Genomic DNA, 19,774 nt, shown 5'->3' with positions numbered 1-19,774 from the left:
GCCCCCGGACTCGGCCCGCCCGACGCGGAAGGCGGCCGGCCGTCGTACGTGCCACGGGTCGGGTCACCGCCGGTCGACCGGCAGCAGGGCCGCGAGCCCGTCGAGGATGCGCTGCACGCAGAACTCGAAGCGGGCGTCCATGTCGGGTTCGGTGAGGTCGCCGGCCAGGGCGACGAGGTTGGGGAAGGTGTCCGCCGGCAGGGAGCGGAAGCGGTCGCCGGCGGCGTCGGCGATGTCCCGGCGGCTGGTGCCGAGGACTTCGGCGGCCGAGATCGGTGACTGCTCCTGGAGGACGAATCCCTGGACGAAGGCGCCCAGCAGGTAGGTGGCCATGGCGGCGTCGGCGTCGGAGAAGCCGGCCGCGCGGAGGCGGTCGAGTTGGTCCTCCATCACGGCGAGCAGGTGGGGCCCGGGGGCGAGACGGCCCGAGACGACCTTGGCGGCGTCGCGGTTGTCGAGCAGCAGCCGGCGGTAGCGCGAGCAGTAGGCGTGGAACTGCTCGCGCCAGCCGCCCTCGCGCGGCGGGGGTTCGGCCGAGGCCATCACCGCGTCGGTGAGCAGGTCCAGCAGTTCCTGTTTGTTGCGGACGTGCCAGTACAGCGAGGCCGCCTTGACGCCGACCTCGGCGGCGACCTTGCGCATCGACAGCCCGGCGAGGCCGTCCCGTTCCAGGACCCGCAGCGCGGCCTGGGTCAGTGCCTCCCTGGTCAGCGGAGGTGTCGTGTCGTCGTTCTCCGGCATGGCTGTGCGGACGCCTCCCGTGGTCTCGCGGATCCCGCTTGCAATCTAACACCGTTAGGGGCACTCTGTGCGTGCCGCATCACTCCCTAACGCTGTTAGGGGCCACGGATCGGGAGGGTTCCCCATGCAGGAGTCGAGCGCCCGGCGCAAACGGCTCGCGCTACTGACGCTCTGCGTCACCATGTTCATGTCCATGCTGGACAACGTCATCGTCAACAACGCCCTGCCCCGGATCGGGCAGGACCTGGACACCGGGATCAGCGGCCTCCAATGGGTCGCCGAGGGCTACAGCCTCGTCTACGCCGCGCTCGTGCTGACCGGTGGTGCGCTCGGCGACCGCCACGGCCGCACCCGGATGTTCCGGCTCGGCCTCGCGCTGTTCACGGTCGGCTCCGCGCTGGCCGCGCTCGCCGGCACGATCGGCCTGCTGGTCGGCGCTCGGATGCTCCAGGGCGTCGGGGCCGCACTGCTCACCCCGGGCAGCCTCGCCCTGCTGCGCCACGTCTTCACCGACGAGCGCGAGCGCGCCAAGGCCATCGGCCTGTGGTCCGGGGTCTCCGCGCTGGGGCTGTCCATCGGCCCGGTGGTCGGCGGGCCGATGGTCGAACATCTCGGCTGGGCCAGCGTGTTCTGGATCAACGTGCCGATCGGCGTGGCCGGCCTGGTGCTCGCCGCCCGCGTCCTCCCGGACATCCCGCCGCGCGCCCGGCGGATCGACCTCGGCGGCCTCACCCTCTCCGCCGCGGGTCTCGGCCTGCTGGTCTACGCGCTGATCGAGGGGCCGTCCCGCGGCTGGACGGACACCCGGGTGCTGCTCTGCGGCGTCGCGGCGATCGCGCTGCTGGCCGCCTTCCTGGTGCTCGAACTGCGCCTCGCCGAACCGATGCTGGAGCTGAGGCTGTTCCGCGACGGCGCCCTCGGGGGCGCGCTGCTCAGTGGCTTCATGGTCAGCTTCGGGATCTTCGGCGCGCTGTTCTTCCTGCCGCTGCTGATGCAGGGCCCGCTCGGCTGGTCCCCGTCCGACGCCGGCTACGCCGGGCTGCCGATGACCGGGATGATCGTCATCGCCGCCCCGCTCTCCGGCCGGCTGACCTCGCGGTACGGCCCCCGGCTTCCGTTGGTGCTCGGCCTCGCCCTGTGCGCGGCGGGCCTCGGCGGGCTGTCCCTCTACGGCGAGCACGCCCACTACGTCGAATACCTGTGGACCCTGTTCGCGATGGGCCTCGGGATGGGGATGACCTTCACCCCGATGTCGATCGCGGTGCTCCAGCGGGTCGCCCCGGCGCAGACCGGGATGGCCTCGGCGACCATCAACACCCTGCGCGAACTGGGCGGTGTTCTCGGGATCGCGGTCCTCGGCGCCGTGCTGACGAACCGGATGACCGGCACCCTGACCGCCGCCCTGCACCGGCTCGGCGTGTCACCGGGCGCCGTCGGCCCGATCGCGGACGCGCCCGCCGGGGCGGGGCACGGCGGTGGCGGTGCGGCCGCCGTGCTGCCCGGCCCGGTCCGGGAGGCGGTCGACGGCGCCTTCATCGACGGCATCCACCTCGCGACGCGCTGCGGTGCGGCCGCGCTCGCCGTCACCGCCGTCGTGGTCGCCGTCCTGCTGGGCCGGGCCCGCCCGGTCGGGCTCGGCGGCACCGAGCTCCCTGAGACGAACGCGCATCCGGAGGTGAGCCAGGACCCGGAGTCGAGCCAGGAGCCCGAGCCGCTGGCCGAGGCCCGGCCGGCCTGACCCGGTGCGCCTTGTTTGCCCGGTGAGCCCGGTGACAGCGCGTCAGCGGATGCCCTCGACCGCCGCCTGCGCCGTGCGGGCCAGTTCCCGCCGCGCCCCCGCCCGGGTGGCCTGCGGCGCGGGCGGCGGAATCGGTGGCAGGAACGTCACCTCGGCGACCAGCCCGCGCACCGCGACCACCCGGGCGAGCGAGGTGAGCAGCCCGTCGTCGCCGACGAAGGCGGGCACACTCGTCGGGCGACCGTCCGACAGTCGGTAACGGATCGTCACCGGCTGGACGAAGGCACCCGCCTCCACCGCGGCCTGGAACAGCGCGGGCCGGAACCGGCCGCTCTCCCGCCCGCACCAGGTCGACCCCTCCGGGAAGACGATCACCGGGTGGCCGGCGCGCAGCACCTCGGCCACCGCCGCCACGGTGCCCGGCAGCGCGCGCAGCCGGTCGCGGTCCAGGAACACGGTGCCGCCCCAGGCGATCAGCGGCCCGACCACCGGCCAGTGCCGGACCTCGGTCTTGGCCAGCGAGCGGCCCGGGCGGCCCGCCGCGATCAGCGGGATGTCCAGCCAGGACACGTGGTTGGCCACCACGAGCGTCCCGCCGCCGACCCCGCCGCCGGGCGTTCCGAGGTGGACTGTGACCCCGAGGGCGCGCAGCAGGACGCGCGCCCAGAGCCGGATCAGCTGCTCCCGGGTGCCGTACGGGAGGAGGCGGAGCGGCAGGCTGAGCAGCACGCCCGCCACCACGGCCGCCAGGCAGGCCGCCAGCCGCAGCGCCCGTCGGGGGTGCGAGACGGCGGGCGCCGGGTCGGCCAGGCAGGTCTCGGGCCGGCAGGGGGCCGTCGGCAGCCAGACGCTCATGAGGTGGCGCCGAGGGGTTGGGCGGGCAGTCCGGACAGGAAGTGCCGCAGGTAGCGCGGGTCGGTGCGCTCCAGCGACAGCAGCACGTACAGGTCGACGCAGTCGAAGTCCGGGTCGTACGCGGGCTCGCCGCAGACCCAGGCGCCGAGCCGCAGGTAGCCGCGGAGCAGGGCGGGCAGCGCGCCCCGCTCGGCGCGCGGTACCCCGGTGGCGTCCCAGCGGCGGCGCGGGGTGACCCGGTACCGCTCGGGGGCCAGGTACTTGGCGCTGACGGTGTCCCAGACCCGGGCCGCGGTGGCGCCGCCGTCGTCCAGGGCGATCGAGCAGCAGCCGCCGACCCAGGTGTTGCCGGTGTCGGCGAGGTAGCGGGCGATGCCGCCCCACATCAGGTTGATGACGGCGCCGTTGCCCCGGTGGTCGGGGTGGATGCAGGAGCGGCCGAGTTCGACCAGGCCCGGGCGGACGGGGGCGAGGGCGGAGAGCTCGAACTCGCCGTCGGAGTAGAGCCGGCCGGCCCGTCGGGCGGCTTCGGGACGCAGCAGCCGGTAGGTGCCGACGACGGCGCCGTGCTCGCCCTCGCGGACCAGGAGGTGGTCGCAGTACTCGTCGAAGGGGTCGACGTCCAGACCGGCGACCGGGCTGCGCAGGACGGCGCCGAGCTCGGTGGCGAACACCTGGTGGCGCAGCCGCTGGGCGGCGCGCACGTCGTCGCCGTCGCGGGCGAGCGAGACGGTGTACCCGGCGGCCGGGGTCTGCTGCTGGCGGGGGGCGGGAACGGTCGGGGCATCGTGGGTGGGGGCGACTGCGGTCGGAGCGTACGTGGGGACGGTGGTCATGGCGGACCCTCCAGGGCAGCACGATCGGCGGTGCCCAGGATCGCCAGGGCACCGGCCCGGCCCGCGGGCGTTGAGCATGCACGCGAACCGGTCTCCGTATGTCTCTCCGAGCCGGTTGGCGTTTATGTTGCGGCGCGGCGGAGCGCAGATGTGCAACTGCTGAATGGGACCACCCGTTGCCTCCCGGTCATCTGCCGGGCACCGGGCGCTCGCCCACGGAGGGTGGACAAGAGGGCGGACAACCCGGGAGCCCACGCGCCCCCGGGCTGCTTCTCACGCCCTCGAACGGGCCGGAGGGTTAGCCCTGGGGCCTGTCTTCAAGCCCCCGGCGTCGCCACGCAGGCGGGGGTTTGAAGACAGGCCCTAGAACGCCTGCCAGCCGTCCGGGTCGACGCCGCCCGGGACGGAGGCCGCCGGGCCGTACGGTTCGCGGGTGAGGACGAAGGAACCGAGGTCCAGGTGGTTGACCGTGCCGTCGGCGGCCCGGACCACCCGCAGGGTCTCGCCCGCGTAGTAGTTGTCCAGCCCGGTCCAGGTGCCGTCCGGCTCGGCGCGGAAGCGGGAGCTGCGGGCGCCGCCGGAGAGTGGGGTCAGTTCCAGGGCGCGGTCGGCGCGCAGCCGCAGGGCCTGCGCCGAAGTGCCCCAGTACCAGGGGCCGGTGAGTGCCAGCAGCTCCTCGTCGACCTCGGGCAGCGGGCGCCAGGGCTCGGGCAGCCGGGGTTCGTGCTCGGCGGTCAGGGCGATCAACTCGGCTGCCAGCAGCGGGGTGTTGGCGCCGCTGGTGGCGTTGGAGAGGGCGACCGCGGCCAGCCCGTCCTGCTCGCTGACCCACAGTCCGGCGGTGAAGCCGGGCAGCGAGCCGGTGTGGCCGTACAGCACCCGGCCCTCGTGGCGGCGCAGTTGCAGGCCGAGGCCGTAGGCGGCGGTCCAGTTCGCGTCCTCGGGGCCGGTGGCGGGCCGGCGCATCTCGGCGAGCGTGTCGGCGGCGAGCACCTTGTCGTCCCCGGCGGCGAGGAAGGCCGCCCAGCGGGCGAGGTCGGCGACGGTGGACCAGAGTTGGCCGGCCGGTCCCATCAGCCCGGTGTCGGTGAGCGGCTCCGGCAGCATGACGTCGGCCCACGGGTGGACGGCGAAGCCTCCGGCGTGCGGGTGCCCGGGCAGCACGGTGGTGCGGTCCATGCCGAGCGGCGCCAGGACCTCGCGCCGCAGCACCTCGCCCCAGGGCTCGCCGCGCAGCCGTTCGACCAGCGCGCCGAGCAGCGCGTAGCCGGGGTTGGAGTAGTGGTGGAGGCGCCCGGCCGGATGCTTGACGGCGGCGCCGGGCTCCAGCAGGTCGTCGAGGCCGGGCCGCAGGGAGCCGTCGGTCCGCTCCCACCAGGGCCCGGGGGTCTCGGCGGCGAGCCCGGCGGTGTGGGCGAGCAGCTGCGCGATGGTCGCGTCGTCGGCCGGGGTGCCGGGCAGGTGGCGGGCCAGCTGGTCGGCGAGGTCGAGCAGGCCCTCGTCACGCAGCCGCAGCACCAGCACGGCGACGAAGGTCTTGGTGAGCGAGCCGATCCGGTACTGGACGTCCGGGGTCGGTGCGTGCCCGTCGACCATGCTGCGGGCGCCGCTCCAGACCAGCTGACCGTCCCGGACCACGCCGGCGGCCAGTGAGGGCGTGCGGCCTTCGGCCTGGGCGACGGCGATCCGGTGCAGCAGGGCGCGGCGGGTGGTCGGCAGCAGTTCGTCGGGCTGATCGGTCATCTGATCCTCTGAATCCTTCGGCGAGGTCCGTCGACGGGGCCGGTCGGCGAACGCGGGCGGCAAACGAACTCAACCTAGTCACGCCGCTTCGGCGGATCCACCCGTTATTTCCGCGAACGCCCGGCTATATCACCCAGGGTCCGGACCCTCGTGCCCGGGCAGCCCGGGCAGCCCGGTCAGCCCGGCAGCGGCGGCAGTTCGGGCCGCTCCAGCCAGGCCTCGAAGAGCGGGCCGAGCGGGGCGGCGGCGTACCGGGAGGCGTGCCCGAGCAGCTCGGCGGTGCCGACGACACCGTGCCGGTGGACGCTCGTCCAGTCCCGCAGCATCGCGAAGAAGGCGTCCTCGCCCAGGGCCCGCCGCAGCGCGTGCACGGCCAGGCCGCCGCGCTGGTACAGCCGGTCGTCGAACATCAGCTTCCGGCCCGGGTCGGCGAGCCTGAGGTCCTGCGGGAGCCCGGTCAGCAGACCGTGCGCGGCGGCGGCGTGGGTGGCCGCGGCGGGGCCGCCGGCGTGCTCGGACCACAGCCACTCGGCGTACTTGGCGAAGCCCTCGTTCAGCCAGATGTGCCGCCAGTCGGCGATCGTCACGCTGTTGCCGAACCACTGGTGGGACAGCTCGTGGGCGACCAGCCGCTCGCGCTCCCAACCGCCGCCGAGGTGGTTCGTCCCGAAGGTGGCGACGCCCTGCGCCTCCACCGGGACGTCCAACTCCTCGTCGGCGACGACCACCGCGTACTCGCCGAACGGGTACGGCCCGAAGACCTCGGTGAAGTACGCCATCATCTCCGGCTGCCGGCCGAAGTCCCGGGTGAACTCGGGGACCAGCCGCTCCGGGACGTAGCCGGTCTGCGGCACGGCCGGACGCGTCGCCAGCGGCACCGGCCGGTAGTGGCCGATCGACACCGTCACCAGGTACGGCGAGGTCGGCGCAGTCTGCTCGTACACCCAGGTGGTGCTGGAGGCCCGGGTGGTGCGGGTGAGCAGCCGGCCACTCGCCACCACGGTGAACGGGGACGGGGTGGTGACCGCTATCTGGTACGTCGCCTTGTCGGCGGGCCGGTCGTTGCACGGGAACCAGGACGGCGCGCCGATCGGCTGGCTGGCGACCAGCGAGCCCTCGGTCAGCTCCTCCCAGCCCAGGCCGCCCCACGGGCTGCGCACCGGGCGGGGGTTGCCGGTGTAGTGCACCTCGACGGTGAACGCCGCGCCCGCCGCCAGGGCCTTGGCCGGGCGGATCCGCAGCTTGCCGCCGCGGTGGGTGTAGCGGGCGGCCTTGCCGTCGACCAGCACCCGCCCGAGCCGGAACTCGGCCAGGTCCAGTGCGAACTCGGCCAGCGCCGCGTCCGCCACGGCGCTCAGCCGGGCCGAGGCCGCCAGCCGGTTCGGCCCGGGCCGGTAGTCCAGTGCGAGTTCGTAACGGTGGACCCGGTAGCGGTGGTCGCCGCTGGTCGGGAAGTACGGATCCGGGGTGGCGGCGGCCGCCGGGGCGTGCTTGGGCTTCACGGGGACGTGCGCTTCCTGCGGGCCGGGACGGGTGGTCATGACGTGGGCTGCCACGCCTCGATGGGGTTGCCCAGCCACCGCGTGTCGGCGGGGACGGACTCGGCGCGCATCACCAGCGAGGCCGGGCCCAGCGTGCTGCGCGCGCCCACCGTGCTGCCGGGCAGCACGATGCCGCCCGGGCCCAGGGTGGCGCCCTCGCGGAGGACCACAGTATCCATCCGCATGATCCGGTCGTGGAAGAGGTGCGTCTGCACCACACAGCCCCGGTTGATGGTGACGCCGTCCCCGAGGGTGACCAGGTCCGCCTCCGGCAGCCAGTAGCTCTCGCACCAGACGCCGCGCCCGACGTGCGCACCGAGCGCGCGCAGCCAGAGGTTCAGCACCGGCGTGCCCGGCACCGCGCCGACCAGCCACGGCACCGCCAGCACCTCGACGAAGGTGTCCGCGAGCTCGTTGCGCCACACGAAGCCGCTCCACAGCGGGTGCTCCACCGCCCGGAACCGGCCCACCAGCAGCCACTTGGCGGCCACCGCGACCGTGCAGGCCGCCGCACCGGCCGCCAGCAGCAGCAGGCCCGACAGCAGCGCGGCCACGCCCGCCGACCAGGAGGAGGCCAGCCGGGACAGCGCCGCGACGGTCAGCACGCCGAGCGCCCCCGAGGCCAGCACCGGCAGCAGCCGGGCCAGCTCGACCAGCCCGCGCGCCCAGAGCAGCCGGGCCGGCGGCTCGTAGGTCAGGCTCTGGTCGGCCTCGTCCGCCGCGCGCGGCAGCCGCATCGGCGGCATGCCCAGGTACGAGCCGCCCTTCTTGGCCTTCGCCGGCGTCGCCGACAGCACGCCCACCAGGCCCCGCTTGGGCACCGCCCGGCCCGGCGCGGTCATCCCCGAGTTCCCGAGGAACGCCCGCTCGCCGACCTTCGCCTCACCGAGCCGCACCCAGCCGCCGCCCAGCTCGTACGGCGCGATCAGGGTGTCGTCGGCCAGGAACGCGCCGTCGCCGACGGTGGTCAGGCTGGGCAGCGCCAGCACCGTGGACACCTCCGCGCCCCGGCCGACCCGCATCCCGAGCGCCCGCAGCCACAGCGGCGTGACCAGCCCCGCGTACAGCGGGAACAGCACCTCCCGGGCCTGGTCCATCAGCTGGGTGACGGTCCACGCCTGCCAGCCGACCCGGCCGTGCAGCGGGTGCACCCCGGGGACGAGGCCTCGGCTGAGCAGCCGGACGGCGGCCACCAGCTGCGCCGCGTACACCGCGCCGTAGGCCAGGGTGGCGGGCAGCAGGCCGAGCAGCGCGCCGCCGAGCGCCGCGCCGAGGCCGTCGCCCTGGTGGACGAAGCGGGAGAGCACCGCGAGTGCGGCCAGCGCGGGCGGCACCGGCAGCAGGCCGAGCGCCGTGCCGCTGGCGCCGTACAGCGCGGCCCAGAAGGTCCGGTGCGGCGGGCGCTCCTTGGGCCAGGCCCGCTCGGCGCGGCCCAGCTTGACGGCCGGCGCCCCGCCCCAGCGCTGGCCGGTCGGCACCTGGCCGGTGACGCTGGAGCCGGCCACCACCTGGGCGCGCTTGCCGACCCGGGCGCCGGGCAGCAGGGTCGAACGGGTGCCGACCACGGCGCCGGAGCCGACCTTGACCTGGCCGACCTCCAGCCGGTCGCCGTCCAGCCAGTAGCCGCACAGGTCCACCTCGGCCTCGACGGCACAGCCGCGGCCCAGCTTCAGCATCCCGGTGACCGGCGGCAGCGAGTGCAGGTCCACCTCGGGCGCGACCTTGGCGCCCAGGGCGCGGGCGTAGCGGACCAGCCAGGCGCCGGACAGCGAGGTGGCGCCGCTGATCTCGGCGAGCCGCTCGGCGGCCCAGAGCCGCAGGTGGGTGGCGCCGCCGCGCGGGTGGCTGCCCGGGCGCAGGCCGCGCAGCAGCAGCCGGGCACCGCCGGCCGCGATGGCCAGCCGGCCTGCCGGGGTGTACAGCGCCAGGGCGCCCGCGCCGACCGCCCACCAGGAGGCGGTGGGCGCCCACGGGTAGTCGCCGAGGTGGGAGAGCAGGTTGCCGGCGGCCAGCAGGGCGACCGTCCAGCGCAGGCCGACCACCGTGAACAGCGGGATCAGCAGGAGCAGCTGGAGCAGCTTGGCCCTGGTCGGCACCAGGGTGATGATGCGGGTCTCGCCGCCCTGCGCGGCGGAGCGCTCCAGGTGCCGGGCGAGCTTGCGCAGCGTCGAGTGCTGGTAGACGTCCAGCACGGCGGCGTTCGGGTAGCGGGTGCGCAGCAGGGTGGTGAGCCGGGCAGCGGCCAGGCTGCCGCCGCCGATGGCGAAGAAGTCGTCGCGCGGGCCGCTCACCGTCACGCCGAGGATCTCGGCCCACTGCTCGGCCAGCCAGGCCTCGGTGCCGTACAGCTGCTCGCTCGGCCCGGCGCTCTCCAGCTCGGGCAGCGGCCAGGGCAGGGCGTCGCGGTCGACCTTGCCGGAGGTGCGGGTGGGCAGGGTGTCGACCGGCGCGAGCAACGGCACCAGGGCGGCCGGCAGCTCGGCGCGCAGCCGCTCGACGGCCTGCTCGCGGTCGTAGCCGTCCTGGACGACCAGGTAGCCGACCAGCAGTTGGTTGCCGCCGCGCGCGGTGCGGACGGCGGCGGCCGCACCGGCCACGCCGGGCAGGGCCTGCAGCGCCGCGTCGACCTCACCGAGCTCGATCCGGCGGCCGCCGAGCTTGATCTGCTCGTCGGTGCGGCCGAGGAACAGCAGGCCCGCCGGGTCGGCCTGGACCAGGTCACCGCTGCGGTACGCGCGCTCCCAGCCGAGCGAGGGCAGCGGCGCGTACTTCTCGGCGTCCTTCGCCGGGTCGAGGTAGCGGGCCAGGCCGACGCCGCCGATCACCAGCTGGCCGGTGCCGCCGGCCGCGACCGGCGCGCCGGCCTCGTCGACCACGGCCAGGTCCCAGCCGTCCAGCGGCAGGCCGATCCGGACCGGGCCGTCGCCGGTCAGCAGTGCGGCGCAGGCGACCACGGTGGCCTCGGTGGGCCCGTAGGTGTTCCAGACCTCGCGACCCTCGGTGACCAGGCGCTGGACCAGCTCGGGCGGGCAGGCCTCGCCGCCGAAGATCAGCAGCCGCACCTCGTTGAGCGCCTCGGCCGGCCAGAGCGCGGCCAGTGTCGGGACGGTGGAGACCACGGTGATCTCCTGCTCCGCCAGCCAGGGGCCGAGGTCGGCGCCGCTGCGGACCTGGGAGCGGGGCACGGGCACCAGGCAGGCGCCGTGCCGCCAGGCCAGCCACATCTCCTCGCAGGAGGCGTCGAAGGCGACGGACAGCCCGGCCATCACCCGGTCGCCGGGGCCGATCGGCTCGTCCTGGAGGAAGAGCGCGGCCTCGGCGTCGACGAAGGCGGCGGCGTTGCGGTGGGTGACGGCCACGCCCTTGGGGCGACCGGTGGAGCCGGAGGTGAAGATGATCCAGGCGTCGTCGGCGGGGGCGGGGCGGATGGTCGAGTGATCGGGCTGGGCGGCCTCGCGCTCGCGGTGAACGGTCAGGGTGCGCTCGGCGCCGAGCACCGCGGCGACGTCGGCCTCGCCGAAGACCAGCTGGGCGCGCTCGTCCGGGTCCTCGGCGTCGACCGGGACGTAAGCGGCGCCGGCGGCGAGTACGGCGAGGATCGAGACGTACAGGTCGTTGGTGCCCGACGGCACCCGCACGCCCACCCGGTCGCCCGGGCCGATCCCGGCGGAGGCCAGTCGGCGGCGCAGCTGCTCGATCTCGGCGGCCAGGGCGCGGTAGCTGAGGACGGTGTGCCCGTCGTCCAGGGCCGGCTCGTTCGGGTGGGCGCGGACGGTGGCGTCCAGGACGTCGACCAGGGTGCGCGGTGCGGCGGCCGGGCGCCCCGGGAACAGGGCTTGCGGCGGTGTGGCGGACTGCTCCGGCTGGCTCGGTTCAGCTGTCATGGCAGCCCGTACGCTCCTCGTCCTCGCCCCGTTCCGACCAATGCCCGGCCCTTGGGGGCGGTGGGAGCACTCGCCTGACCGGGTGACCCCACTCCGGGGCCGGAGCGGACAACCCGATCGATGGTAGCCCCGGGCATGAGGCACCGTACGGCCCGACACCCGACCCAACTCGGCCGTAAATGGCCGAATCTGACGTTTCGTCAGTCAATAACTGAGCGCGATTGGTAGTGATGTGACTGGATGTCAGTCGAATTGACGGATCGTCAGGTCGAATTCCCCATCGTGATCCATGCCACAGCGAATGCTGCTCCTTTCGGGTGGTGGGCCCGGCGTCCGGCCCGGTTTCGGCCTGTTCGCCAGGCTGGCACCGGCCCGTTCACCAGGCCCACCACGATGTCGGAGGGGTCAGCGGAAGCGGTGCAGGTACTCGCGGAGGAACGCCTCCAGCGTGCGCGGGGCGCGCCCGGTGAGGCGGGTCAGGGTGTCGTCGGGAGTCTCCCTGCGGACCACCGCGAGCTGCTGGATCTCCACCACGTGGGCGGCCAGCCACGGCGGCATCCCGGCCCGCTCGATCAGGTGGGCGTGCAGTCCGGCCGGTGGCAGATCGAGGTAGCGGACCGGTCGGCCGAGCAGCTCGCCGAGCAGCCCGGTGAGCTCCGGGTGGCTGTACGCCCGGCCGCCGGTGAGCGGATACGTCCCGCCGGCGAGCTCCGGGCGGGTGAGCACCTCGGCCGCGGCATCGCCGATGTCCCGGGCGTCGACGTAGTTGCACCGGGCCTGCCCCAGGGCGCCGTGCACCACCCCGGCGGCGGCGACACCGGGCGCCAGGAGCAGCAGCTTCTGCATGAACGCGTACGGCCGCAGCACCGTCGCGGTGAGGCCGGAGGTGCGCAGGCGCTCCTCGATCAGGTGGTGGCCGCGGGAGACGGCCACGGGGGAGTCCGGTTCGGCGGCGGGTGCGGAGACCTTGACGATGTGCTCCACGCCGCCCTCGACCGCCGCGTCGATCGCGGCCAGCTCGTGCTCGACCTGGCGCGGGCCGTTGGCCATGGTGAGGAAGAGCTGGTGCGCGCCGCGGAAGGCCGCGCGCAGCGAGCCGGGGTCGGCGGCGTCGGCCGGGAGCGTCTCGGTCAGCGCGAGGGTCCGGTCGTCGAGCCCGGCGGCGAGGCGGGCGGGGTCGCGGCTGAGCGCGCGGCTCGGTGCGCCGAGGGCGGCGAGGCTGCGCAGGGTGGCACCGCCGGTGGCGCCTGCGGCGCCCATGATGACGATCACGTTGTCTGCCTTTCCGGTTGGACGGAGAGTCGGTGCTGCGGGGAGCGGGCCGGGCGGCTGCCGCGCCACCGCCAGGCGATCACGGTGGCCGCGATCGCGGACGAGACCGGCAGGTCGACCGGGAGGCGGCCGGGCCACGGGTTGGCGGCGAGTCCGGGGAGCTGTGGCAGCCAGTGCGCGGCCGTGAGGCCGACGGCGAGTGCGACCGCCGCGGCGGCCAAGCCGAGGGCGGGGGCCAGCAGGGCGCGCGGTGCCCGGCCGGCCAGGGAGTGGGCGGGACGGCGACGCAGTGCGGAGCCGACCAGGGTGGCGACGACGGCCGAGGTGCCGCCGATCGTGGTGGCCGCGGCGATCATCAGCTGCGGCTGGCGGGTGACGGCTCCGCCGATGCCGGCCATCACGGCGGGCATCGCGTAGGCGGCCAGGACCTCCCGCCACAGGGTGAAGGGCGGCGGTGCGCCGGATGTTTTCTTGCTCACGGGTTCCTTCTCGGCATGGTGATGAGCCACCTAACCATTTGTGCTTAGGTGGCTAACTATTGGGTCGTGAGGTGGCGGGCCGCCGATGGGGCGGCCCGCCGTTGTCGCCCGGGTCGGTTCGCGGTCGGTCTGCGCTCGGCCCGCGGTCAGTCCGCGGTCAGGGCGTCGGCGCCCGCGACCACCCTGGCCAGGAGGTCGAGGAAGGTGGTGCGCTCCTCGACCGAGAGCCCACCGACCAGCGCCTGCATCCGGGCGAAGTGCTCGGGCGCCAGATCGCGCAGCCGCTGCGCGCCGCGTGCGGTGAGGACCACCACGTTGGCGCGGCCGTCCTCGGCGGACGGGCGGCGGACCACCAGGCCTTCCCGCTCCAGGCCGTCCACCAGACCGGTCACGGTCGCCCGCGACACGCCGAGGCCGGCCGCGAGCTGGGAGGGCGACTTCTCGCCGCCGTGGTCCTCCAGGTCGGCCAGCAGTCGGTAGCGGCCGGTGGAGAGGCCGAAGCGGGCGAAGTGCACCTCCCCGGCCTGGCCGATCCGGGCGCCCGCCGCCATCAGCCGGGCCGCGACCAGGACCGCCTGCGGGTCGGCCGTGAGGCCGTACCGGGCGATCTGACGCCGCGCCTGATCGAGGGTGGGGGCGCCGCCGCCGGCGTCGGGGTGTTGCGTCATGAAAGTAATATGGCGCCTCATCAGTTTCCCGGTCAAGTCGACCGGTCGACTTGTGTCCGGGTGGCACGGGAGTACGGAGCACGGGGTGCGTGGGTGCGTGGGTGCGTGGGTGCGTGGGTGCGTGGGTGCGTGGGTCCGGGCCTGGGCGTGGCCGGGGCTGGTCTAGGCCGCGCGGGGGGTGATCCGGGGCGGCGTCCAGTCGGCGTGCTTCAGGGCGGTCCGGACCATCGCGCCGGGCGGGGTGAGGCGGATCGCGGCGTTGCGCAGGCCGACCGCCAGCGGGTTGGCCAGTTGCTGCCCCATCCGGCCGGCCCGGCGCGCGTCCCGGGCCACCGTCTGGCTGCGCGGGCGCCGCTGCGCGTCGTAGCGGGCGAGCGCCGCCTCGACGCTCCGGGCCTCGGCCACGGCAGCCGCGAGGGTCACCGCGTCCTCCAGGGCTTGGCAGGCACCCTGCCCGAGGTGCGGGGCCATGGCGTGCGCCGCGTCGCCGAGCAGGGCGATCCGGCCCGCGACGTACGAGGGCAGCGGGGTGGCCAACTCGTTGACGTCGTGGTGCAGTACGGCCTCCGGCCGGGTCGCGGCCAGCAGTGCCGGGATCGGCTCGTGCCAGTGCGCGAAGCGGCGGCGCACCTCGGTCAGCGGGTCCTGGTAGCGGACCCCGGCCGGGGCGTTGAGGACGGCGTGCCACTCGGCCCGCCCGTCCGGGAAGGCGATGTGGCCGAACTCGGCGCCGTGTCCCCAGGTCAGTTCGAAGTCGGCGGTCAGTCCGTCGACGGGGCGTTCGGTGATCGCCCGCAGCACCGTCGAGCCGTTGTACGCCGGCCCGGGGTGGGTGGGAAAGAGGCGGCGCCGGATGCGGCTGTGGATGCCGTCGGCCGCTACCACCAGGTCGGCGTCCAGGGTGGTGTCCCCGTACGTCACCCGGACCCGGGAGGGTTGTGCGGTGTCCACATCGGTCACCTCCACATCGGTCACCTCCGCGCCGATCACCAGCGACTCGGCGGGCAGCGCCTCGCGCAGGATCCGGTGCAGTGCGGCGCGGGGGATGCCCACGATCGGGGCGCCCAGCTCGCGCTCCAGTGCGGCGCCGTCCATCAGGGCGAGCCGGCGGCCGTCCGGCGTGCGGGTTCCGCCGGTGTACTGGCGTCGCGCGGCCGCCTCGACGGCCTCGCCGACCCCGAGGGTGGCGAGCGCGCGCATCCCGTTGGCGGCCAGCGAGATGCCCGCGCCCGCGTCGTCGAGGACGGCCGCCCGCTCGACCACGGTCACGTGCCAGCCCGCCAGCCGGAGACCGATGGCGCTCGCCAGCCCGCTGATCCCGCCCCCGACCACCACCGCGCTGTTGCTGCTCATGCCCGGTCCTTCCCGTGTCACCGCACTGTCTTCTACATCTGTAGAAGGAGCGTACTACGGGCTCACGCGCAGCCGTCGAGGCCGGGGGTGGTGGCAGGGCGTGCGGGCCGGGGCCGGGGTGCGGGTAAAAAGGGGGGATGAGGCGAGACGGGGACCAGAGGCAGGGCGAGGCGCGCGGCGAGGGGCGGGCGGACCGGAGGACCGTGCTCGCGGACGCGGCGATCGGCGTACTGGCGGACGCGGGCGTGCGCGGCCTCACGCACCGGGCCGTCGACGCGGCGGCTGGACTGCCGGTCGGGACCACCTCGGCCTACCTGCGAACCAGGCAGGCGCTGCTCACCGCGCTGGTACGGCGCCTGGTCGAGCTGGACCAGGGCGAGCTGCAGATGATGGGGGAGCGGGCGACGGTCCGGTCGGCCGATGAACTGATCCAGAGTCTAGGGGAGTTGACGCGACGGCGGCTGACCGGTGAGGGGCGACGGCGCTCGCTCGCACGGTACGCCTGCGCGGTGGAGAGCGTGCGCGACCCCGAACTTCGCGAGATCCTCGTCCCCCGCGAGAACGCCGCGCGCGCCGCCGTTCGGACCTTCCTGTCCGGCCGGGGCGTGCCTGACCCCGACGGGCGGACCACCGCACTGCTGGCCTGCATCGACGGGCTGGTCTTCGACCGGCTGGTGGGCGGCGGAGAAGTCCGGACGGACGAGATCCAGGGCCTGGTGGCGGCCGCGCTGCGCGGAGCGGGCGGAGCCTAGAATCGCGGAGCCCGCCGCGGGTCGCGCCGACGCGGCCGGTGGGGGGCTGTGATGACCAATCGTTAGGTCAATCAACCGTCAAGTTGGTTCATTCACAGAATAATCCGGTCGAGAACGGAATCACATCGAAACATTTACGGTGCTTCCAGGTCTTCACATGGAGATCTCAGACTGACAGGCTGGGGCCGCCCTTTCAGGTACGGAGGAGGTTCCTTGTCCCGTATAACCAAGCTGGCCGGAGCGGTCAGCTGCGCCCTCGCCCTCGTTACCGGCAGTGCCGTCGCGGCATCGGCGGCGCCGATAGACCAGGTGCCGGGTGCGGCTGCGGCCGAGGCGAAGGTCGACCCTGTCAACTGGACCCCGTGCAACCCCGATCCGACCAAGCCGGACCCCGGAATCTACGACTGTGCCGTGTACCCGGTGCCGTTGGACTACGACAACCCGTCGGGCGAGAAGGTCGGCATCGCCATGATGCGCCGGCGGGCGAGCGACCCGTCGAAGCGGATCGGCTCGCTGTTCCTCAACCCGGGCGGCCCGGGCGGTAGTGGCTACCTGTGGGCGACGACCACCCGCTTCGGCGCCGAGGTGCAGTCGAAGTTCGACCTGATCGGCTTTGACCCCCGTGGCGTGGCCCGGAGCAACCCGCTCAAGTGCTTCAAGACCCAGGAGGACGCCGACGCCGTCAACGGCCGCATGGTCGGCGTGCCGGTCACCAAGGCCGAGATCAACGAGACGCTGGACGCGGACCAGGACTACACCGACGCGTGCAGCAAGAACGCCGGCCCGCTGATCGAGCACATGTCGACCATCAACGTCGTCCGCGACCTCGACCGGATGCGCCGCGCCGTCGGTGACTCCCAGCTCACCTTCGCCGGCTTCTCCTACGGCACCCTGATCGGCGCGACCTACGCCGGCATGTACCCGAACAAGGTGCGCGCGGTCATCGTCGACGGCAACGTCGACCCGAACCTGCGCCTGCACAACGGCCTGGAGTACGACCGTCAGCGGGCGGGCGGCTTCGAGCTGGCCCTGGACGAGTTCCTGAAGCGCTGCCAGACGGCAGGCGCCCCGCGCTGCGCCTTCGGCGAGGGTGACACCCGGGCCAAGTTCGACCAGCTCCGCGACCACCTGCGGACCAGCCCGGTCACCCTGCCGAACGGCTCCCAGGTGACGCTGAGCACCTTCACCAGCGAGGTGGCCAGCGCGCTGTACTCGCAGGCCAAGCTGGCGCCGCTGGCCAAGTCGCTGCAGGCGACGTACCAGCTGATCCAGAAGCCGGCCGCGGCCACCCTGCTCGCGCCGAAGGCGACCGTCTCGGACGAGGACGCCAACATCCTCGCGGTGAACGCCCCGCGGGCGCTGCGCGAGGCTCCGGCCGACTCCGAGTACACCGGTGACGACTCCTACATGGGTGTCAACTGCCAGGACAAGCCGTACCCGTCGAACGACCGGGTCTTCGCGAACGCGGCCAAGGCGTGGGAGAAGGAGTCGCCGACCTTCGGCCGCTACCAGGCCTTCGACGCGCCCGCCTGCGCGAGCTGGCCGGCCCCGGCCCGCGACGCCGAGCGCTTCAGCGGTCCGTGGAACAAGAAGACCTCGAACACCGTCATGGTGATCGGCAACCTCTACGACCCGGCCACCCAGTACAAGTTCGCCCAGCGGATGCAGCAGCAGCTGGGCAACGCCGTGCTGGTCAGCGTCGACTCGATCGAGCACTGCGCCGTCGGCCGCAGCACGGCGCTGAACACGCTGGTCACCCGTTACCTGGTGGACGGCACCGCGCCGAAGCCGGGCCAGCTGCTGAAGCCGGACGCGGAGATCTTCCCGGCGGTCTGAAGGGGCTGAGGGGCGGGTCGGACCCGGCCGGCACGGCTGGTCCGGCAGGTCTGGTAGGTCCGGCAGGTCTGGCCGACCGGCCCTCGGACGCCTGAGGTGTGTGTGAACGGATGTGGTGGCCGGCGGCGCCGGCCACCACATCCGCGTATTCCGGGCATTCCGGCGGAGGCCTCGGATGACGGCGTCGATAAGGCGGGAGATCGCCATCGAACCTCCTCGGTTCGGGATTGCCTCAGTTGCCGGGGACCATATCCGACGCCACTGACAGCCGGCTGTCGAGGCCTGGACCAGCCCGGAAGCTGCGAGTATTCGCAGAAAATGACGTACTGTCACACTAATTCGTTAACGGATTCACAAGCGTGAATACCCGTGCCAGCGTGCCGCCGTCAGCTTCTCTCATCGCCGAGAAAGTGAGGTCGGGTCATGCGGCGCGAATTCTCCGAACCGGGATTCCCGGGTGACGCCGACCGTCCGCGGCGGCGGGTTCGGCCTGCTCTCCCGGCGGCGCGGGCTCACCGTGGACCGCCGCTCCAACGGGAACGTCGTCCTGCTGACCCAGTGGGACGGCGACGTCCCCGCGCCGCTGGACGCGTTCGTGGCGGCCGTCGAGCACGGGGTGGCCCCACGGCTGCCGCCACGACAGCCGCCACGACTGGCCCCGCGCCGGCGCCGGCGTCCGAGCCGCCCGGACCGGCGCCGGTCCGGGCCCCACCGGATGCGCGAGCCGCCGGCGGGGCGCAGGGTCGAGGTATGAGCGGAGTGATCGTGCTGGTCGAGCTGGAGCCGTCCACGGAGGTGCTGGACGCGGGCGAGGTCGACGTGAGCGCGCGGGTGCGCTGGGTGCACGCGGCCCCGCCCGATCCGGACGTGCCGGAGGATCCGGGGCCGCTCACCTTCTGCGGCATCGACACCGCGGGCCTCGAACGGGAGCCCTACCGCCCGGCCGGGCCCGGCGAGCCGTGGTACCCGCCGTCCCAGCGCACCCGGCGGTGCCGCGCCTGCGAGGCGGCCCTCAAGGCGCTCTGAGGAACGGGCCGGCGGATGCGTCGGCCCGTTCCGAAGCGCCACCAAGCACCCCACGTGGCCGGTCCGCCGCAGGACGGCCCGGTCCGGCGCCGGACGGCCCGGTCCGTCGGGATGTGCTAGGCGGCCTGCCCGGTGGCCTCCTCCTCGACGATCCGTCCGTCGCGGAGTTCGATCACCCGGTCGGCGAGCTCCATCAGCGTCGGGTCGTGGGTGGCGACCAGCACGGTGACGCCCTCGCTGCGGACCACGGCGCGCAGCAGCTGCATGATCGAGCGGCCGGTCTCCGAGTCCAGCTGTCCGGTCGGCTCGTCGGCGATGATCAGGCCGGGGTCGTTGGCGAGCGCGCGGGCGATGGCGACCCGCTGCTGCTGGCCGCCGGAGAGCTCGCCGGGCCGCTGGTTGGCGTGGTCGGCGAGGCCCACCAGGGCCAGCAGGGTGTGCGCGCGCTCCTCGCGCTCGGCGGCCGAGACCTTGCGCAGCCGCATCGGCACGCCGACGTTCTCGGCGGCGGTGAGCATCGGGATCAGCCCGAAGGACTGGAAGACGAAGCCGATCCGCTCCCGGCGCAGGGCGAGCCGGCCGTCCTCGTTCAGTCCGGCGAGGTCGGTGCCGTCCAGGGCGATGCTGCCACCGGTCGGGGCGTCCAGGCCGCCGACCAGGTTGAGCAGGGTGGTCTTGCCGGAGCCCGAGCGCCCCTTGAGCGCGGTGAGTTCGCCGCGGCCGATGGAGAAGGAGACACCGCGCAGCGCGTGCACGGTCCGCTCGCCGGTGCCGAAACTGCGCCGGAGGTCGGTCGCGGCCACCATGGGCGCGGTGGTGGTGGCGGTGGCGGTGGCCTGAGGCTGCGTCATTGCGACTTCCCCCTATGGGTCTCTACCCGGTGTCAACGGATTCGCGGCGCCACGGGTTCACGGTTCCGGGTTGCGATTCCGACGAGCGGATCCGCGCTCCCAAAGTCGGGCCGTGGGGCCTGAGTTGTGAAATGTGCATGGCATTTTTGCGGGCGGCCCGAGTGTTGGTGCTGCCAATGCAAGGAATTTGCTCACTACT

At 74.0% G+C, this 19,774-nt stretch carries 16 protein-coding genes; 5 read left to right on the top strand and 11 right to left on the bottom strand.

Going from position 1 to position 19,774, the window contains the following annotated elements; translation table 11 throughout:
* Window positions 1–63 precede the first annotated feature (63 nt).
* On the bottom strand, window positions 64–741 hold the full coding sequence (locus ACIOJE_RS37920) for a TetR/AcrR family transcriptional regulator (protein ID WP_280683552.1): 678 nt from the start codon (window positions 739–741) through the stop codon (window positions 64–66).
* 124 nt (window positions 742–865) lie between these two features.
* Here ACIOJE_RS37920 and ACIOJE_RS37915 point away from each other — a divergent pair, with 124 nt between their 5' ends.
* Window positions 866–2,479, top strand: a complete 1,614-nt coding sequence (locus ACIOJE_RS37915; RefSeq protein WP_400782860.1) for an MFS transporter — start codon at window positions 866–868, stop codon at window positions 2,477–2,479.
* 42 nt (window positions 2,480–2,521) lie between these two features.
* Here the strand turns inward: ACIOJE_RS37915 and ACIOJE_RS37910 are convergent, their stop codons facing one another.
* From ACIOJE_RS37910 to ACIOJE_RS37870, 9 genes are all read right to left on the bottom strand, one after another.
* Window positions 2,522–3,334: a lysophospholipid acyltransferase family protein gene (locus tag ACIOJE_RS37910; protein WP_280683556.1), complete on the bottom strand. Its 813-nt coding sequence runs from the start codon at window positions 3,332–3,334 to the stop codon at window positions 2,522–2,524.
* On the bottom strand, window positions 3,331–4,170 hold the full coding sequence (locus tag ACIOJE_RS37905; protein WP_400782857.1) for a GNAT family N-acetyltransferase: 840 nt from the start codon (window positions 4,168–4,170) through the stop codon (window positions 3,331–3,333). The genes ACIOJE_RS37910 and ACIOJE_RS37905 overlap by 4 nt, the downstream gene beginning before the upstream one ends.
* 363 nt (window positions 4,171–4,533) lie before the next feature.
* On the bottom strand, window positions 4,534–5,913 hold the full coding sequence (locus ACIOJE_RS37900) for a serine hydrolase domain-containing protein (protein WP_400782855.1): 1,380 nt from the start codon (window positions 5,911–5,913) through the stop codon (window positions 4,534–4,536).
* Window positions 5,914–6,089: 176 nt separating this feature from the next.
* Window positions 6,090–7,469 (bottom strand): M1 family metallopeptidase, encoded by a 1,380-nt coding sequence (locus ACIOJE_RS37895; protein ID WP_400782852.1) that lies wholly within the window; start codon window positions 7,467–7,469, stop codon window positions 6,090–6,092.
* On the bottom strand, window positions 7,451–11,338 hold the full coding sequence (locus ACIOJE_RS37890) for a Pls/PosA family non-ribosomal peptide synthetase (RefSeq protein ID WP_400782850.1): 3,888 nt from the start codon (window positions 11,336–11,338) through the stop codon (window positions 7,451–7,453). Before ACIOJE_RS37890 ends, ACIOJE_RS37895 begins: the two co-directional genes overlap by 19 nt.
* A 405-nt stretch (window positions 11,339–11,743) precedes the next feature.
* Window positions 11,744–12,610, bottom strand: a complete 867-nt coding sequence (locus ACIOJE_RS37885; protein ID WP_280683565.1) for an NmrA family NAD(P)-binding protein — start codon at window positions 12,608–12,610, stop codon at window positions 11,744–11,746.
* On the bottom strand, window positions 12,607–13,089 hold the full coding sequence (locus tag ACIOJE_RS37880) for a hypothetical protein (protein ID WP_280683567.1): 483 nt from the start codon (window positions 13,087–13,089) through the stop codon (window positions 12,607–12,609). Before ACIOJE_RS37880 ends, ACIOJE_RS37885 begins: the two co-directional genes overlap by 4 nt.
* Before the next feature lie 146 nt (window positions 13,090–13,235).
* Complete coding sequence (locus tag ACIOJE_RS37875; RefSeq protein WP_280683569.1) at window positions 13,236–13,757, bottom strand: MarR family transcriptional regulator; 522 nt, start codon at window positions 13,755–13,757, stop codon at window positions 13,236–13,238.
* 162 nt (window positions 13,758–13,919) lie between these two features.
* Complete coding sequence (locus ACIOJE_RS37870; protein WP_280683570.1) at window positions 13,920–15,110, bottom strand: FAD-dependent monooxygenase; 1,191 nt, start codon at window positions 15,108–15,110, stop codon at window positions 13,920–13,922.
* Between the two features lie 137 nt (window positions 15,111–15,247).
* Between ACIOJE_RS37870 and ACIOJE_RS37865 the strand changes: the two genes are divergently transcribed.
* From ACIOJE_RS37865 to ACIOJE_RS37850, 4 genes are all read left to right on the top strand, one after another.
* A complete protein-coding gene (locus ACIOJE_RS37865) occupies window positions 15,248–15,862 on the top strand; it encodes a TetR/AcrR family transcriptional regulator (protein ID WP_400782847.1) in 615 nt (204 codons plus the stop codon).
* 213 nt (window positions 15,863–16,075) lie between these two features.
* Entirely contained in the window at window positions 16,076–17,698 is a 1,623-nt protein-coding gene (locus tag ACIOJE_RS37860; protein ID WP_280683574.1) for an alpha/beta hydrolase, read from the top strand.
* Window positions 17,699–18,155: 457 nt separating this feature from the next.
* Window positions 18,156–18,452 (top strand): hypothetical protein, encoded by a 297-nt coding sequence (locus ACIOJE_RS37855; protein ID WP_400782845.1) that lies wholly within the window; start codon window positions 18,156–18,158, stop codon window positions 18,450–18,452.
* Window positions 18,449–18,724, top strand: a complete 276-nt coding sequence (locus ACIOJE_RS37850) for a hypothetical protein (protein ID WP_280683578.1) — start codon at window positions 18,449–18,451, stop codon at window positions 18,722–18,724. Before ACIOJE_RS37855 ends, ACIOJE_RS37850 begins: the two co-directional genes overlap by 4 nt.
* Window positions 18,725–18,840: 116 nt before the next feature.
* On the opposite strand, the gene ACIOJE_RS37845 is transcribed toward ACIOJE_RS37850, so the two are convergent.
* Window positions 18,841–19,575: an ABC transporter ATP-binding protein gene (locus ACIOJE_RS37845; RefSeq protein ID WP_400782842.1), complete on the bottom strand. Its 735-nt coding sequence runs from the start codon at window positions 19,573–19,575 to the stop codon at window positions 18,841–18,843.
* Window positions 19,576–19,774 lie beyond the last annotated feature (199 nt).

The sequence above is a fragment of the Kitasatospora sp. NPDC087861 genome (assembly GCF_044742585.1).
Taxonomy (GTDB): Bacteria; Actinomycetota; Actinomycetes; order Streptomycetales; family Streptomycetaceae; genus Kitasatospora.
The sequence above is the reverse complement of the archived record's forward strand: the minus strand, read 5'-3'. Positions and strand labels throughout refer to the sequence as shown.

Excerpts from the sequence above, each read along its gene's own strand:
- ACIOJE_RS37920 (WP_280683552.1), bottom strand. The coding sequence starts at position 741 with ATGCCGGAGAACGACGACACGACACCTCCGCTGACCAGGGAGGCACTG.
- ACIOJE_RS37915 (WP_400782860.1), top strand. The coding sequence starts at position 866 with ATGCAGGAGTCGAGCGCCCGGCGCAAACGGCTCGCGCTACTGACGCTC.
- ACIOJE_RS37910 (WP_280683556.1), bottom strand. The coding sequence starts at position 3,334 with ATGAGCGTCTGGCTGCCGACGGCCCCCTGCCGGCCCGAGACCTGCCTG.
- ACIOJE_RS37905 (WP_400782857.1), bottom strand. The coding sequence starts at position 4,170 with ATGACCACCGTCCCCACGTACGCTCCGACCGCAGTCGCCCCCACCCAC.
- ACIOJE_RS37900 (WP_400782855.1), bottom strand. The coding sequence starts at position 5,913 with ATGACCGATCAGCCCGACGAACTGCTGCCGACCACCCGCCGCGCCCTG.
- ACIOJE_RS37890 (WP_400782850.1), bottom strand. The coding sequence starts at position 11,338 with ATGACAGCTGAACCGAGCCAGCCGGAGCAGTCCGCCACACCGCCGCAA.
- ACIOJE_RS37875 (WP_280683569.1), bottom strand. The coding sequence starts at position 13,757 with ATGACGCAACACCCCGACGCCGGCGGCGGCGCCCCCACCCTCGATCAG.
- ACIOJE_RS37870 (WP_280683570.1), bottom strand. The coding sequence starts at position 15,110 with ATGAGCAGCAACAGCGCGGTGGTGGTCGGGGGCGGGATCAGCGGGCTG.
- ACIOJE_RS37865 (WP_400782847.1), top strand. The coding sequence starts at position 15,248 with ATGAGGCGAGACGGGGACCAGAGGCAGGGCGAGGCGCGCGGCGAGGGG.
- ACIOJE_RS37850 (WP_280683578.1), top strand. The coding sequence starts at position 18,449 with ATGAGCGGAGTGATCGTGCTGGTCGAGCTGGAGCCGTCCACGGAGGTG.
- ACIOJE_RS37845 (WP_400782842.1), bottom strand. The coding sequence starts at position 19,575 with ATGACGCAGCCTCAGGCCACCGCCACCGCCACCACCACCGCGCCCATG.